The following is a 15328-nucleotide window of genomic DNA, read 5'->3' on the forward strand; positions in this document are numbered from 1 at the left end:
CCCCCGGCCCCCTCCCGCGCCAGCGCCACGAGGTCGACCCGCGCGTCGGCGGGCCGCTCCCCCGCGTCCAGCCGGGCCAGCAGCAACAGGTCGGCGGCGAGGTGCTGGAGCCGTACGGTGTCCTCCACCGCGCCGTCCAGGTCCAGCAGCTCGGGATGGGCGGCGGCCACCTCCAGCTGGGTGCGCAGCGAGGCGATCGGGCTGCGCAGTTCGTGCGAGGCGTCGGCGACGAACCGCCGCTGCCGCTCCACGGAGGTCTGCAGCGCGGCCAGCGTCTCGTTGGTGGTCGAGGCGAGCCGCGCCACCTCGTCGTGGGTGCCCGGCACGGGGACGCGGCGGGCCAGGTCCTCACTGGCGGTGATCGCGGCCATCTCCCGCCGGATGCCCTCCACCGGACGCAGCGCGCGCCGGGTCACCAGCCAGGTCACCCACCCGACGACCGCGAGCAGCACCGGGAAGCCGATCAGCATGACGGTCAGCGCGGTGTTCACGGCGCCGTGCTCGGCGGAGAGCGGGGCCCCGGCGTAGACGGTGAGGCGGCCCCGGTCCTCGGTCTTCACGGGGACCGCGGCGAAGCGGTAGTCCTCGGTGTCGCCGTCGATGGTCGCCGACCCGTCGCTGACGGTGGTCCGTTCGCCGATCTCCCCCGCTTCGAGCGGTTCGCCCGCGCCGTCGTCGTCCGCGTCGTCCGTGTCGTCGGCGTCGCCGGTGCCGTCGGGCGAGGCGGCCGGCCGCGGCTCGACCGTCTCGACGCCGGTGCCGGTGATCCGCTCCAGGTCCTCACTGGCGGCGACCAGCGTGCCCTCCTCGTCGACCACCTGCACCGGGCGGTCGTCCACGTCCAGCGACAGGTCGGCGTACGGCGTCCCGATCGCCAGCTCGGTGGCGACGTCCCGCGCGGAGCGTTCGGCCTGGGTACCGGCCTCGCCGAGCAGGTTGGAGCGCAGGGAGAGCAGGACGGCGGCGCCGGCCGCGACGAGGGCGACGGCGACCACCAGGGTCGCGGCGAGCGTGGCGCGGGCGCGGACCGAGCCGAAGAGGCGGCTCATCGCCCGCCGTCCAGGCGGTACCCGGCGCCGCGCACGGTCCGGATGAGCCCGGCGCGCAGCTTGCGCCGCAGGGCGCTGACGTACACCTCGACGATGTTCGGGTCGCCGTCGTAGGCGAAGTCCCAGACGTGCTCCAGGATCTCCGCCTTGGACACGACCTGCCCGGCCCGCACCACGAGCTGCTCCAGGACCGCGAACTCCTTCGCGGTGAGGGTGACCTCGTCCTCGCCGAGGAACACCCGGCGGGCGGCGGTGTCGACCTTCAGGTCGCCGTGGACGTGCACGGGCGAGGCCCCGCCGCCCTGCGCGCGCCGCCGCAGCAGCGCCTTCACGCGGGCGACCAGGACGACGTACGAGAAGGGCTTGGTGAGGTAGTCGTCCGCGCCCGTGTCCAGGCCCTCCGCCTCGTCGTACTCGCCGTCCTTGGCGGTGAGCATCAGGATCGGCACCTCGTGGCCGGCGGCGCGCAGGGCGGCGCAGACCCGGTAGCCGTTGAGGCCGGGCAGCATGATGTCGAGGATGACGAGGTCGTAGTCGCCCTCGCCGGCCCGGTGCAGGCCCTCCCTGCCGTCGTGGACGACGTCCACGGCGTACCCCTCGGCGGTGAGGCCCTTGGCGAGCGACACCGCCAGACGCTTCTCGTCCTCCACGATCAACAGGCGCATGCGTAAAGAGTGGCAAAGGGCGGCTGAAGATCCCTTCAGGAGGCTTCAGCTCCGGCTCAGCGTCGCTCCGCGACAGTGCAGAGGTCGGAAAACGACAGCACTCTGGACGACTCGGGAGGAACCAGCATGAGGCGCAACATCGTCATCGCCGCCGTCACCGCCGCCGCTTTGATCGGAGGCGGTACGGCGACGGCCCTCGCGACCACGGGCGACGACGGCCGGAGCACGACGCCCCGGGCGGACGTGAGCGTGTCGGACGACGGTGGCGTCCGGGACGAGTCCGACGACCACGACGACGACTCGGCCGACGACCGCGACGACGCCGCCGGCGCGTCCTCCGCCAAGGTGACGGCGGCCGACGCCATCGCCGCCGCCCTGCGGGACACGCCGGGCACCGCCGTCTCCGCCGACCTGGACGACGCGGACGACGCGGACGACGACGACGGCGACGACCGCGGTGGGCGTGGAGCCTGGGAGGTCGACGTCCTCTCCGGCGACGGCACCTGGCACAGCGTCCGGATCGACCCGGCCTCCGGCAAGGTACTCGGCTCCCACAAGGACGCCGACGAGGACGACACGGCCGAGGCGCGGGCCGCCCTCAAGGGCGGTTCCGTCGACGCGGCCGAGGCGGCGCGGGCCGCGGCCGCCAAGTCCACGGTGACCTCCGTGGACCTGGACGACGACGGCGACGACGGCCCGGCCGCCTGGGAGGTCGAGACCCGTGCCGACGGCAAGGGCGAGCAGGACTGGCGGGTCGACCTGAAGACCGGCAAGGTCACGGCCGACCGCTCGGACTCGGACGGTTCCGGCTCGGACGACTCGGGTTCGGACGACTCGGGTTCGGACGACTCGGGCTCGGACGACGACTGACCGGCCCGGCCGGCCCCGCGGACGCACCCCGGCGGCGTCCCGGCACCAGCGCCGCCGCCACCGCGACCGCGCCGGCCACCGCGAAGCACACCGGCAGCGGCAGCCGTTCGACCAGCAGGCCCACCGCGGCGGCGCCGGCGGACATGCCGGCGTTCACGGCGGTGTTGCACCAGGCGCCCGCCCGGGTCCGGAAGCCGGGCGCGGCGCTCTCGTCCGCGATCAGGTACGCCGTCGTGAGCGCCGGTGCCACGAAGAGCCCCGCGCAGGCGACGGCCGCGACCAGCGTGCCGACGCCCGGGGCGAGACCGGCGGCGGCCAGGCTCACGCCGAGACCTGCCGCGAGGAACGGCAGCCGGGCGCGGGCGGACCAGGTCCAGGTGACGGCGCCGTTCAGCAGGCCGCCGACCGCGCTGCCCGCCGACAGTGCCGCGAGGACCCAGGCGACGGTGGAGCCCCCGAGGTCGCGCTGGACCGCGTAGGCGACGGCGAGGAGGTCGACGGCGCTCACCGAGACGCCGACCCCCGCGGCGACGAGGACCGGTTGCAGCAGGGCCCGCCCCTGCCCGGCTCCGCCGCGCCCGCGCCGGGCCGGCGTCGCGTCCTTCTCCCGCTCCATCGCCCGCGGGCGGTCCACCGCCGGCGAGGTGACGAAGCCGAGGGTGCCCACCGCCACCAGCACCGCGCTCAGCACGACGCCGGCGGCCGGCGGGGCGACGCCGACCACCGCGCCGACCAGCAGCGGTCCGGAGACGAAGAGCAGTTCCTCGGCGACTGAGTCCAGGCTGTAGGCGCGCTGCAGCAGGGCGCGGTCGGGGAGCAGGCCGGCCCACACCGCCCGCATCGAGGGCCCCAGCGGCGGGGTGCAGGCACCCGTGAACGCGGCGGTCGCGGCGAGCCCGGCCGCGGGCACACCCGGGCGCCAGCAGGCCGCCGCCGTCACGCAGAGCAGGGCGGCGTACAGCAGGGCCATGGGGAGCAGGGCCCGGCGCGGGCCGTGCCGGTCGACCAGGCCGGCGCGGTAGGGGGACAGGAGGACGCTCGTCGCGCCGAAGAGCGCCATGACCAGGCCGGCCACGGCGTACGACCCGGTGGACCGGGTCAGGGCGAGCATCAGGGAGAGGGAGACCGTGCCGTACGAGAGCCGGCCGACGAGGGCGGCCGCGAAGGTACGGCGGGCATGGGGGACACGGAGCACGGCGGCGTACGAGGGCCGCGGAAAGGGCGTGGACACGCGAAGGGTTCCTCTGCGGGGAGGCAACTGGGGGACGCCGAGGCGCGCGACGGCCGGATGCGGCGGTCGCGTGCGGGGCGGGCCCTATGCCAAGAGGAGGAACATGCGGGTCAAGGTAGCAGCGCGGCTCCGGGCGCGCGCGGCCTTTTCCGGACGCCGGGTGCCGGCCGTCGGACGCCGGGCGTCAGCCGTTCGTCAGCCCCGTCACCAGTTCGTCCGCCGCGCGGTACGGGTCGAGTTCGCCCGCCACGATCCGTTCCGCGAGGGCGCCGAGGCGGCGGTCGCCGTGCAGGTCGCCGATGCGTTCGCGCAGGGTGGTGACGGCGATGGTCTCGACCTCGCGGGCGGCGCGGGCGCGACGGCGTTCGGCGAGGACGTCCCGCTCCTCCATCCACGCGCGGTGCTTCTCCAGGGCCTCGACCACCTCGTCGACGCCCTCGCCGCGGGCGGCGACCGTCTTGACGATGGGCGGTCGCCAGTCGCCGGCGGCGCGGGCCTCGCCGAGGCCCAGCATGTGGTTCAGCTCGCGGGCGGTGGCGTCGGCGCCGTCCCGGTCGGCCTTGTTGACGACGTAGACGTCGCCGATCTCCAGGATCCCGGCCTTGGCCGCCTGGATGCCGTCGCCCATGCCGGGGGCGAGGAGGACGACCGAGGTGTCGGCCTGGGAGGCGATCTCGACCTCCGACTGGCCGACGCCGACCGTCTCCACCAGGATCACGTCGCAGCCCGCCGCGTCCAGGACACGGATCGCCTGCGGGGCCGCCCAGGCAAGGCCGCCGAGGTGGCCGCGGGTCGCCATGGAGCGGATGTAGACGCCGGGGTCGGAGGCGTGCTCGGACATCCGGACGCGGTCGCCGAGCAGCGCGCCGCCGGAGAACGGGGAGGAGGGGTCGACGGCGAGGACGCCGACCCGCCTGCCCTGCTTGCGGTACGCCGTCACCAGGGCCGAGGTGGAGGTGGACTTGCCGACGCCCGGCGAACCCGTCAGACCGACCACGTAGGCCTGGCCCGTCAGCGGCGCGAGCGTCTCCATGACCTCCCTGAGCTGCGGGGACGCCCCCTCCACCAGAGAGATCAGCCTGGCCACGGCCCGCGGTCGGCCTTCCCTGGCCTGGGCCACCAGTGAGGAGACGTCCTGCATCACAGCTCCGTTCAGCTCCGTCCGACTACGTCCGACTACGTCCGACTACGTGCAACTGCGTTGACGGCGTTCCTGAGACGCCGTAAGGGCGCTCAGGCCTTCGGGACCCGGATGATCAGCGCGTCGCCCTGGCCACCGCCGCCGCACAGGGCCGCCGCGCCGACCCCGCCGCCGCGCCGGCCCAGTTCCAGGGCCAGGTGCAGCACCAGCCGGGCGCCGGACATGCCGATCGGGTGGCCCAGCGCGATGGCCCCACCGTTGACGTTCACCTTTTCGGTGGACACGCCGAGGTCCTTCATTGACTGCACGGCGACGGCCGCGAACGCCTCGTTGATCTCGATCAGGTCGAGGTCGCCGACCTCCAGGCCCTCCTTCTTCAGCGCGTGCCGGATCGCGTTGGAGGGCTGCGACTGCAAAGAGTTGTCCGGCCCGGCGACGTTGCCGTGCGCGCCGATCTCGGCGATCCACTCCAGGCCCAGCTCCTCGGCCTTCGCCCTGCTCATCACGACCACGGCCGCGGCGCCGTCGGAGATCTGCGAGGAGGAGCCGGCGGTGATCGTGCCCTCCTTGGAGAACGCCGGCCGGAGCTTGCCCAGCGACTCCGCGGTGGTGTCGCCGCGGATGCCCTCGTCCTTGCTGAAGACCACCGGGTCGCCCTTGCGCTGCGGGATCTCGACCGGGGTGATCTCGGCGTCGTACACGCCGTTCTTCTGGGCGGCCGCGGCGCGCTGGTGGGACAGGGCCGCGATCTCGTCCTGAGGGCCGCGCTCGATGCCGAGGCGGGTGTTGTGCTTCTCGGTGGACTCGCCCATGGCGATGTTCTCGAAGGAGTCGGTCAGGCCGTCGTACGCCATGGCGTCGATCATCTGGACCGCGCCGTACTTGTAGCCCTCGCGGGACTTCGGCAGCAGGTGCGGGGCGTTGGTCATCGACTCCTGGCCGCCGGCCACCACCACGTCGAATTCACCCGCGCGAATGAGCTGGTCGGCGAGGGCGATGGCGTCGAGGCCGGAGAGGCACACCTTGTTGATCGTCAGTGCCGGGACGTTCATGGGGATGCCGGCCTTGACGGCGGCCTGGCGGGCGGGAATCTGCCCGGCACCCGCCTGGAGCACCTGTCCCATGATCACGTACTGGACCTGGTCGCCGGTGACGCCCGCGCGTTCCAGGGCCGCCTTGATCGCGAAACCGCCGAGGTCGGCCCCGGAGAAGGACTTCAGCGAGCCGAGCAGCCGCCCCATCGGGGTGCGGGCACCCGCGACGATGACGGAGGTCGTGCCGTTCGTTGCAGAAGACATGAGCTGCGATCCCCTTTTCCGGCCCGCACAGGCCGAGGAGTGAACGAGGGTTTACTCGAATGTACTGAGCGGTATCCCGCCCGTCACCCGGCGGTCGGTGTGATCGCGCGCACGTTGCGTAACCACCTCCGGAGCGCTGCACTGATTCCATGCTGACGCGAATCGACCACATCGGAATCGCCTGCCACGACCTCGACACCACCGTCGAGTTCTACCGTGCCACCTACGGCTTCGAGGTGTTCCACACCGAGGTCAACGAGGAGCAGGGTGTCCGGGAGGCCATGCTCAAGATCAACGATACGTCGGACGGCGGAGCGTCGTACCTCCAGCTTCTCGAACCCACCCGCGAGGACTCCGCGGTCGGCAAGTGGCTCGCGAAGAACGGCGAGGGCGTCCACCACATCGCCTTCGGTACGGCGGATGTCGACGCGGACGCCGCGGACGTCCGGGAGAAGGGCGTACGCGTTCTGTACGACGAGCCCCGGCGGGGTTCCATGGGGTCGCGGATCACCTTCCTGCACCCCAAGGACTGCCATGGCGTACTGACAGAACTGGTCACTTCGGCGGCCGTTGAGTCACCTGAGCACTGACTCCCGTACATAGGGGCCGGTAGGGTTGGGTGCGGTCGCCGCTCAATCCAGGGTGACCCGGTCCTGTCGTCGGCGACGGCGGGATCGCCGGGGTCGTGTTTCGGGGGGCGGGCGACGGGGCAGCGGCACATGCCCCGCCGTTGATCTGACACCATTCCCCGGGGGCCCCGTCCGTCGGACGGACGGAGCTCAGTCGGGAAGATTTGCGACCAGGGGACGGATGGGACCGCGCAGTGCGGGGCTACGAGAGCCAGGAGCGAGAGCCGGCGGCTGACGTCGACCACCTCTCTCGGTTCGAGGCCGAGATGAAGCGGCTGAAGACCGAGCGGGAAAAGGCGATCCAGCACGCCGAGGACCTCGGCTACCAGGTCGAGGTGCTGCGCGCCAAGTTGCACGAGGCGCGGCGCACCATCATGTCCCGGCCCGCCTTCGACGGCGGTGACATCGGGTACCAGGCCGAGCAGTTGCTCCGCAACGCGCAGACGCAGGCCGACCAGCTGCGCTCGGACGCCGAGCGGGAGCTGAGCCAGGCCCGGGCGCAGACCCAGCGCATCCTCCAGGAGCACGCCGAGCAGGCCGCCCGGCTCCAGGCGGAGCTGCACCAGGAGGCGGTGACCCGCCGCCAGCAGCTGGACCAGGAGCTGGCCGAGCGCCGGCAGACCGTCGAGTCGCACGTCAACGAGAACGTGGCCTGGGCGGAGCAGCTGCGCGCCCGCACCGAGCAGCAGGCCCGCCGCCTCCTCGACGAGTCCCGCACCGAGGCCGAGCAGTCCCTGGCCACCGCCCGCGCCGAGGCCGAGCGGCTGACCTCCGAGGCCCGGCAGCGGCTGACCGACGACGCCGAGAGCGCCCGCGCCGAGGCCGAGCAGCTGCTGCGCCGCGCCCGCACCGACGCGGAGCGGCTGCTGAACGCCGCCTCCACGCAGGCCCAGGAGGCCACCGACCACGCGGAGCAGCTGCGCACCTCCACCGCCGACGAGTCGGAGTCCGCGCGGCGCCAGTCGCAGGAGCTGAGCCGGGCCGCCGAGCGGCGCATGGCGGAGGCCGAGGAGGCGCTGCGCAAGGCGCAGACCGAGGCCGAGAAGGTCGTCGCCGAGGCCAAGGAGGCCGCCGCCAAGGCGCTGGCCGGCGCCGAGGCCACCAACGAACAGCGCACCCGCACCGCCAAGGAGCAGGTCGCCCGGCTGGTCGGCGAGGCCACCAAGGACGCCGAGAACACCAGGTCCGAGGCCGAGCAGCTGGTCGCGGACGCCCGCGCCGAGGCCGAGCGGATCGTCGCCGAGGCCGCCGAGAAGGCCCGTACGCTCACCGCCGAGGAGTCGGCCACCCAGCTCTCCAAGGCGGCCAAGACCGCCGAGGACGTGCTGAACAAGGCGTCCGAGGACGCCAGGCGGACCACGAAGGCCGCCACCGAGGAGGCCGAGCGGATCCGCACCGAGGCCGAGGCCGAGGCGGACCGGCTGCGCGCCGAGGCGCACGACATCGCCACGGAGCTCAAGGGCGCGGCGAAGGACGACACCAAGGAGTACCGCGCCAAGACGGTCGAGCTGCAGGAGGAGGCGCGCCGCCTGCGCGGCGAGGCCGAGCAGCTGCGCGCCGACGCGGTCGCCGAGGGCGAGAAGATCCGCGCCGAGGCCCGCAAGGAGGCCGTGGCGCAGATCGAGGAGGCGGCGAAGACCGCCGAGGAGCTGCTCGCCAAGGCCAAGGCGGACGCGGACGAGCTGCGGCAGACCGCGACGACGGACAGCGAGAAGGTCCGCACCGAGGCCATCGAGCGGGCCACCACCCTGCGCCGGCAGGCCGAGGAGACCCTGGAGCGCACCCGCGCGGAGGCCGAGCGGCACCGCACGGAGGCCGCCGAGCGCGCCGAGGAGCTCCAGGCGGAGGCCGAGCGGGCCGCCCGCGAGCTGCGCGAGGAGACCGAGCGCGCCGTCGAGGCCCGCCGGACGGAGGCCGCCGAGGACCTGACGCGGCTGCACACGGAGGCCGAGGAGCACCGCACCGCCGCCGAGGAGGCGCTGACCGAGGCCCGCGAGGAGGGTGCGCGGCTGCGCCGAGAGGCCGCCGAGGAGAGCGAACGGCTGCGCACCGAGGCCGCGGAGCGGATCCGTACGCTCCAGCAGCAGGCCGAGACGGAGGCCGAGCGGCTGCGCACCGAGGCCGCCGCCGACGCGTCCGCCTCCCGCGCGGAGGGCGAGTCCGTCGCCGTACGGCTGCGGTCGGAGGCGGCCGCCGAGGCCGAGCGGCTGAAGTCGGAGGCGCAGGAGAGCGCCGACCGGGTGCGCGCGGAGGCGCAGACCGCCGCCGAGCGTATCGCCGCCGAGGCGTCGGAGGCGCTGGGCGCCGCCCAGGAGGAGGCCGCCCGGCGCCGCCGCGAGGCGGAGGAACTGCTCGGGTCCGCCCGGCAGGAGGCCGACCAGGAGCGCGAGCGGGCCCGCGAGCAGAGCGAGGAGCTGCTGGCCTCGGCGCGCAACCGCGTGGAGGAGGCGCAGGCCGAGGCGGTCCGGCTGGTCGAGGAGGCCGACCGGCGCGCGACCGAGATGGTGTCGGCCGCCGAGCAGCACGCGCAGCAGGTGCGGGATTCCGTCGCCGGGCTGCACGAGCAGGCCCAGGAGGAGATCACCGGACTGCGCAGCGCCGCCGAGCACGCGGCGGAGCGCACCCGGAACGAGGCCGAGCAGGAGGCGGACCGGGTCCGCGCCGACGCGCACGCGGAGCGGGAGCGGGCGGGCGAGGACGCCGGACGGCTGCGGCGCGAGGCGCGGGAGGAGACCGAGGCCGCCAAGACGCTGGCCGAGCGGACGGTGTCCGAGGCCATCGCGGAGGCCGACCGGATCCGCGCGGACGTCTCGGAGCACGCCCAGCGGGTGCGCACCGAGGCCTCCGACGCCATCGCCGAGGCCGAGCAGGCGGCGTCGCGCACCCGGGCGGACGCCCGCGAGGACGCCAACCGCATCCGGTCCGACGCGGCGACGCAGGCGGACACCCTGATCACGGAGGCGAGCGCCGAGGCGGAGCGGCTCACCACGCAGACTGCGGCCGAGACCGACCGGATCCGGACGGAGACGGTCGCGGAGGCGGAGCGCGTCCGCACGGAGGCGTCGAGCGAGGCGGAGCGGGTGCGGGCCGAGGCGGGCGCCCGGGCCGAGCGGCTGCTCTCGGACGCCACCGGGGAGGCGGAGCGGCTGCGGGCCGAGGCCGCCGACACCGTCGGGTCCGCCCAGCAGCACGCCGAGCGGATCCGCACCGAGGCCGACCGGATCCGTGCCGAGGCCGCGGCGCAGGCGGAGCGGGTCACCACGGCCGCCCGCGAGGAGGCCGACCGCACCCTGGACGAGGCCCGCAAGGACGCCAACAAGCGGCGTTCGGAGGCGGCCGAGCAGGTCGACACGCTCATCACGGAGACCACGTCCGAGGCCGACAAGCTGCTCTCCGAGGCGCAGCAGCAGGCCCAGAAGACCACCGCGGAGGCCGAGTCGCAGGCCGACGCGATGGTCGGCGCGGCCCGCGCGGAGGCCGACCGGCTCGTCTCGGAGGCGACGGTCGAGGGCAACACCCGGGTGGAGAAGGCCCGTACGGACGCGGACGAGCTGCTGGTCGGCGCCCGCCGGGACGCGACCGCCATAAGGGAGCGCGCGGAGGAGCTGCGCGAGCGTCTCACGTCCGAGATCGAGGAGCTGCACGAGCGTGCGCGGCGCGAGGCCGCGGAGACCATGAAGTCGGCGGGCGACCGCTGCGACGCGCTCATCAAGGCCGCCGAGGAGCAGCTGGCCAAGGCGGAGGCGAAGGCCAAGGAGCTGGTGTCGGAGGCGAACTCCGAGGCGGGCAAGGTGCGCATCGCCGCCGTCAAGAAGGCCGAGGGGCTGCTGAAGGAGGCCGAGCAGAAGAAGGCCACCCTGGTCCGGGAGGCCGAGGAGCTGAAGGCCGAGGCGGTCCAGGAGGCCAGGCGCACGGTCGACGAGGGCAAGCGCGAGCTGGAGGTCCTGGTGCGGCGCCGCGAGGACATCAACGCGGAGATCTCCCGGGTGCAGGACGTGCTGGAGGCGCTGGAGTCCTTCGAGACGCCGGGGGGCGCCAAGGAGAACGGGGTGAAGGCCGGAGCCACGGTGGGCGCCCCACGTTCGGGTGGCAAGTCGTCAGACGGCTAGCGCGCGGAGCGGATTCGGTGTCTCCTGGAGATCTTTGGTTGACTCCCGACCGGACCCTTGCCCAGAACTTTGGCAAGCCATCCGCGGGTCAGCCACTCAAAAGAGGTGTCATTCTCCGTATCAAACGCGCATCCGCTCGATGACACACCGCATTGGCGCCTAGGATTCCCTCTATCACCTCACCCGGTCTCTTTCGACAGGAACCCCATGAGCGACACTTCCCCCTACGGCTTCGAGCTTGTGCGGCGTGGGTACGACCGCGCTCAGGTGGACGAACGCATCTCCAAGCTCGTCTCCGACCGTGACAGCGCTCTCGCCCGCATCACCGCTCTGGAAAAGCGCATCGAGGAGCTTCACCTCGAGACCCAGAACGCCCAGGCCCAGGTCAACGACGCCGAGCCGTCGTACGCCGGTCTCGGTGCCCGGGTCGAGAAGATCCTGCGTCTCGCCGAGGAAGAGGCGAAGGACCTGCGCGAGGAGGCCCGTCGCGCGGCCGAGCAGCACCGCGAGCTCGCCGAGTCCTCGGCCCAGCAGGTGCGCAACGACGCGGAGTCCTACGCCGCCGAGCGCAAGGCCAAGGCCGAGGACGAGGGTGTCCGGATCGTCGAGAAGGCCAAGGGCGACGCGTCGCAGCTGCGCTCCGAGGCGCAGAAGGACGCGCAGTCCAAGCGCGACGAGGCGGACGCCCTGTTCGAGGAGACCCGCGCCAAGGCCGCGCAGGCCGCCGCCGACTTCGAGACGAACCTCGCCAAGCGCCGCGAGCAGTCCGAGCGTGACCTGGCCTCCCGTCAGGCCAAGGCCGAGAAGCGCCTCGCGGAGATCGAGCACCGCGCGGAGCAGCTGCGGCTGGAGGCGGAGAAGCTGCGCACGGACGCCGAGCGCCGGGCCCGTCAGACCGTCGAGACGGCGCAGCGCCAGTCCGAGGACATCGTGGCCGACGCCAACGCCAAGGCCGACCGGATCCGTTCGGAGTCGGAGCGCGAGCTGGCCGCCCTCACCAACCGCCGCGACTCCATCAACGCGCAGCTCACCAACGTGCGCGAGATGCTGGCGTCCCTCACGGGTGCCGCGGTGGCGGCCGGTACGCCGGCCGAGGACGAGTCGGTCTCCCGCGGGGTGCCGGCCCAGCAGTCCCGCTGACGCGGGACGTACCGCGGCCGAACGGAAACGGAACAAGGACGAGGCCTTCTGTCACTGGGGTGGCAGTGGGCCTCGTCCCGTTCTAGCGTGGGCGCCATGATCGAGCTCGAGGGGCTGACCAAGCGGTACGGCGAGAAGGTGGCGGTCAACAATCTCTCCTTCACCGTCAGACCCGGCATCATCACGGGCTTTCTCGGCCCGAACGGGGCGGGCAAGTCCACGACCATGCGCATGGTGCTGGGCCTGGACCGGCCGACCGCCGGGGACGTGCGGATCGACGGCAAGCACTACGACCAGTTGAAGGACCCGCTGACGTACATCGGGGCGCTGCTGGAGGCCAAGGCGTGGCACGGCGGGCGCAGCGCCTACAACCACCTGCTGTGCCTCGCGCAGAGCAACGGCATCCCGGCGACCCGGGTGCGCGAGGTGCTGGACACGGTGGGGCTGTCGGCGGTCGCCAGGAAGAAGACGAAGGGGTTCTCCCTCGGCATGGGACAGCGGCTCGGCATCGCCGGGGCGCTGCTCGGCGACCCGCGGATCCTGATGTTCGACGAGCCGGTCAACGGCCTCGACCCCGAGGGCATCCACTGGATCCGCAATCTGATGAAGGCTCTGGCCGCGCAGGGGCGCACGGTCTTCGTCTCCTCCCACCTGATGAGCGAGATGGCGCTGACGGCGGACCACCTCGTGGTCATCGGCCAGGGCAGGCTGCTCGCGGACACCTCGATGGCCGACTTCATCGCGGAGAACTCGCGCAGCTACGTCCGGATCCGCACCCCGCACCGCGAGCGGCTGCTCGACGCGTTGCACGGCGCCGGCATCGAGGTCGTCGACACCGGCGCCGAGGTGCTGGAGGTGGACGGCGACAAGTCGGAGGCCGTCGGCGAGCTGGCGGCGCGCGACCAGGTCGTGCTGTACGAGCTGAGCCCGCAGCGGGCCTCGCTGGAGGAGGCGTTCATGCAGCTGACGGCGGAGTCCGTGGAGTACCACGCGCACGACGGGCAGCCGCCCGGCGCGGTGCCGCAGCAACCACAGCAACAGCAACGGCCGCAGCAGCCGTGGGGCAGCGACTGGAAGAGGGGATGAGCATGGCGACGGCACAGGTCGTCCGGTCGGAGTGGACCAAGATCCGTTCGGTCGCGTCCACGGTGTGGACGCTGTCCCTCGCCGTGGTCGTCACGATCGCCCTCGGCATGCTGATCTCGGCGCTGTCGAAGAGCGAGTTCGACGGCATGAGCGAGCGGGACCAGCTCTCCTTCGACCCGACCTTCATCAGCTTCGCCGGCACCAGCCTCGGCCAGCTGGCGATGATCGTGTTCGGGGTGCTGGTCGTGGGCAACGAGTACAGCTCCGGAATGATCCGCACCTCGCTGGCGGCGGTGCCGCGGCGCGGCAGCTTCCTGTTCAGCAAGATCGCGGTGGCCACCGTGCTCGCCTTCGTCGTGGCCATGATCACCAGCTTCGCGACCTTCTTCCTCGGGCAGGCCATGCTCGGCGACCTCAAGGCGTCGATCGGCGACCCGGGCGTGCTGCGCGCGGTGATCGGCGGCGGCCTCTACATGACCCTCATCGCGATGTTCTCGATGGGCGTCGCGGCGATGCTGCGCTCGCCGATGCTGTCGCTGGGCATCCTGATGCCGTTCTTCTTCCTGATCTCCAACATCCTGGGCAACGTCCCGGCCACGGAGAAGGTCGGCCGCTTCCTGCCCGACCAGGCCGGCAGCAAGATCATGCAGGTGGTCACCCCGATCGACGACGACGTCCCCTACGGCCCGTGGGGCGGCCTCGGGATCATGGTCCTGTGGGTGATCGCGGCCCTCGTCGGCGGGTACGTGGTGCTGAAACGACGGGACGCCTAGGGCGGACAGGCGCCGGGGCCGTGGGAACGGTGCTGAAAAGGTTCCGTGGAGCGTCGGATTTTGCCCTGGCTTGAACGGAACCGTCAGCGCCTGGATATCCTCCTAAGCCTTACGGGGGCGTGTGCCCTGCTGTCCTGAACCTTTCGATGGGTGCGGAGCATGATCGAGGCTGTCGGCCTGACCAAGCGATACGGCGACAAGACCGCCGTGTACAACCTCTCCTTCCAGGTGCGGCCCGGTGCCGTCACCGGCTTCCTCGGGCCCAACGGCTCGGGCAAGTCGACGACGATGCGGATGATCCTCGGCTTGGACAACCCCACCGCGGGTCACGTGACGATCGGGGGCCACCCGTACCGCAGGCTGCCGAACGCCGCGCGGCACGTCGGTGCGCTGCTGGACGCCAAGGCGGTGCACGGCGGCCGCTCCGCCCGCAACCACCTGCTGAGCCTGGCCCAGCTCTCCGGCATCCCGGCCCGGCGGGTGGACGAGGTACTCGGCGTGGTCGGCCTCCAGGACGTGGCCAAGCGGCGCTCCAAGGGCTTCTCGCTCGGCATGGGCCAGCGGCTCGGCATCGCCGCGGCGCTGCTCGGCGACCCCCAGGTGCTGCTCTTCGACGAGCCGGTCAACGGCCTCGACCCCGAGGGCATCCACTGGGTGCGCAACCTGATGAAGGCGCTCGCGGCGGAGGGCCGTACCGTCTTCGTCTCCTCGCACCTGATGAGCGAGATGGCACTGACCGCGGACCACCTGATCGTCATCGGGCGCGGCCAGCTGCTCGCCGACATGAGCGTGACGGAGTTCATCTCCGCCAACTCCGCCGACTTCGCGCGGGTGCGGACGCCGGACACCGACCCGCAGCTGCGCGAGAAGCTGACCTCCGCGCTGACCGAGGCGGGCGGCCACGTGCTGCCCGAGCAGGACGGCGCGCTGCGCGTGACCGGCCTCGCGCTCCCCCGGATCAGCGACATCGCGCACGGCAGTGACGTACGGCTGTGGGAGCTGTCGCCGCACCAGGCGTCCCTGGAGGAGGCCTACATGCGGATGACGCAGGGCGCAGTCGACTACCGGTCGACCGCGGACCAGAAGGCGGGGCTCCAGCAGCCGCTGCCGCCCGGCGCGCAGCCGCCGATGCCGGTGCCCGGCCAGGGCCAGCCGGGCTGGTACGCCCCACCGCCGCCGCAGCAGGGCGGTCAGCCCTTCGCGCCGCAGGGCGCGCCGGGCCAGGCCCCGGCGGGACCGTACGGCGCCCCGGCCGCGCCCGGCGCACAGCCGGCCAACCCGTACGCGGCCCCGCAGGCGCCGCAGGCCGCCGCTCCGGCCCCGGCGCCGCCCGCCGC

General features: G+C 73.1%; 12 protein-coding genes. 7 read left to right on the top strand and 5 right to left on the bottom strand.

Features of this window, described 5'->3' with window-relative positions; genetic code table 11:
* Both DMH12_RS30385 and DMH12_RS30390 read right to left on the bottom strand, forming a co-directional pair.
* Nucleotides 1-1049, bottom strand: a 1049-nt coding sequence (locus DMH12_RS30385; RefSeq protein ID WP_125494637.1) for a histidine kinase dimerization/phospho-acceptor domain-containing protein, incomplete at its 3' end; no start/stop codon positions are given.
* Entirely contained in the window at nt 1046-1714 is a 669-nt protein-coding gene (locus DMH12_RS30390; protein WP_122616279.1) for a response regulator transcription factor, read from the bottom strand. The genes DMH12_RS30385 and DMH12_RS30390, both read right to left, overlap by 4 nt.
* A 126-nt stretch (nt 1715-1840) precedes the next feature.
* On the opposite strand from DMH12_RS30390, the gene DMH12_RS30395 reads away from it, so the two are divergent.
* A complete protein-coding gene (locus DMH12_RS30395) occupies nt 1841-2584 on the top strand; it encodes a PepSY domain-containing protein (RefSeq protein ID WP_125494638.1) in 744 nt (247 codons plus the stop codon).
* Here the strand turns inward: DMH12_RS30395 and DMH12_RS30400 are convergent.
* From DMH12_RS30400 to DMH12_RS30410, 3 genes are all read right to left on the bottom strand, one after another.
* Nucleotides 2490-3815 (bottom strand): MFS transporter, encoded by a 1326-nt coding sequence (locus DMH12_RS30400; protein ID WP_125494639.1) that lies wholly within the window; start codon nt 3813-3815, stop codon nt 2490-2492. The two genes, DMH12_RS30395 and DMH12_RS30400, sit on opposite strands and share 95 nt — an antisense overlap.
* A 184-nt stretch (nt 3816-3999) precedes the next feature.
* Nucleotides 4000-4956 (bottom strand): methylmalonyl Co-A mutase-associated GTPase MeaB, encoded by a 957-nt coding sequence (gene meaB, locus DMH12_RS30405; RefSeq protein ID WP_125494640.1) that lies wholly within the window; start codon nt 4954-4956, stop codon nt 4000-4002.
* A gap of 92 nt (nt 4957-5048) precedes the next feature.
* Nucleotides 5049-6254: an acetyl-CoA C-acetyltransferase gene (locus DMH12_RS30410; protein WP_125494641.1), complete on the bottom strand. Its 1206-nt coding sequence runs from the start codon at nt 6252-6254 to the stop codon at nt 5049-5051.
* Nucleotides 6255-6403: 149 nt separating this feature from the next.
* On the opposite strand from DMH12_RS30410, the gene mce reads away from it, so the two are divergent.
* The 6 genes from mce to DMH12_RS30440 form a co-directional block, all read left to right on the top strand.
* Nucleotides 6404-6844, top strand: coding sequence for a methylmalonyl-CoA epimerase (gene mce / locus DMH12_RS30415; RefSeq protein ID WP_125494642.1), 441 nt, complete (start codon nt 6404-6406; stop codon nt 6842-6844).
* Between the two features lie 233 nt (nt 6845-7077).
* Nucleotides 7078-10992 carry a polarized growth protein Scy gene (scy, locus tag DMH12_RS30420; protein ID WP_125494643.1) on the top strand — a complete coding sequence of 1305 codons (3915 nt, stop codon included), beginning with the start codon at nt 7078-7080 and terminating at the stop codon, nt 10990-10992.
* Between the two features lie 207 nt (nt 10993-11199).
* Nucleotides 11200-12132, top strand: a complete 933-nt coding sequence (locus tag DMH12_RS30425; RefSeq protein ID WP_064729881.1) for a hypothetical protein — start codon at nt 11200-11202, stop codon at nt 12130-12132.
* 96 nt (nt 12133-12228) lie between these two features.
* The gene (locus tag DMH12_RS30430; protein WP_185832642.1) at nt 12229-13218 is read left to right on the top strand and encodes an ABC transporter ATP-binding protein; all 990 of its coding nucleotides are present in this window, start codon (nt 12229-12231) and stop codon (nt 13216-13218) included.
* Nucleotides 13219-13220: 2 nt separating this feature from the next.
* Complete coding sequence (locus DMH12_RS30435; RefSeq protein WP_185832643.1) at nt 13221-13991, top strand: ABC transporter permease; 771 nt, start codon at nt 13221-13223, stop codon at nt 13989-13991.
* A gap of 159 nt (nt 13992-14150) precedes the next feature.
* The coding region (locus DMH12_RS30440) for an ABC transporter ATP-binding protein (protein ID WP_148107558.1) at nt 14151-15328 on the top strand (1178 nt) is incomplete at its 3' end.

The sequence above is a fragment of the Streptomyces sp. WAC 04229 genome, from assembly GCF_003947455.1.
Lineage (GTDB): Bacteria > Actinomycetota > Actinomycetes > Streptomycetales > Streptomycetaceae > Streptomyces.

What these genes read in the sequence shown, in the direction of transcription:
- meaB (WP_125494640.1), bottom strand. Translation starts at nt 4,956, where the DNA reads ATGCAGGACGTCTCCTCACTGGTGGCCCAGGCCAGGGAAGGCCGACCG.
- DMH12_RS30435 (WP_185832643.1), top strand. Translation starts at nt 13,221, where the DNA reads ATGGCGACGGCACAGGTCGTCCGGTCGGAGTGGACCAAGATCCGTTCG.
- DMH12_RS30395 (WP_125494638.1), top strand. Translation starts at nt 1,841, where the DNA reads ATGAGGCGCAACATCGTCATCGCCGCCGTCACCGCCGCCGCTTTGATC.
- DMH12_RS30410 (WP_125494641.1), bottom strand. Translation starts at nt 6,254, where the DNA reads ATGTCTTCTGCAACGAACGGCACGACCTCCGTCATCGTCGCGGGTGCC.
- DMH12_RS30390 (WP_122616279.1), bottom strand. Translation starts at nt 1,714, where the DNA reads ATGCGCCTGTTGATCGTGGAGGACGAGAAGCGTCTGGCGGTGTCGCTC.
- DMH12_RS30430 (WP_185832642.1), top strand. Translation starts at nt 12,229, where the DNA reads ATGATCGAGCTCGAGGGGCTGACCAAGCGGTACGGCGAGAAGGTGGCG.
- DMH12_RS30425 (WP_064729881.1), top strand. Translation starts at nt 11,200, where the DNA reads ATGAGCGACACTTCCCCCTACGGCTTCGAGCTTGTGCGGCGTGGGTAC.
- mce (WP_125494642.1), top strand. Translation starts at nt 6,404, where the DNA reads ATGCTGACGCGAATCGACCACATCGGAATCGCCTGCCACGACCTCGAC.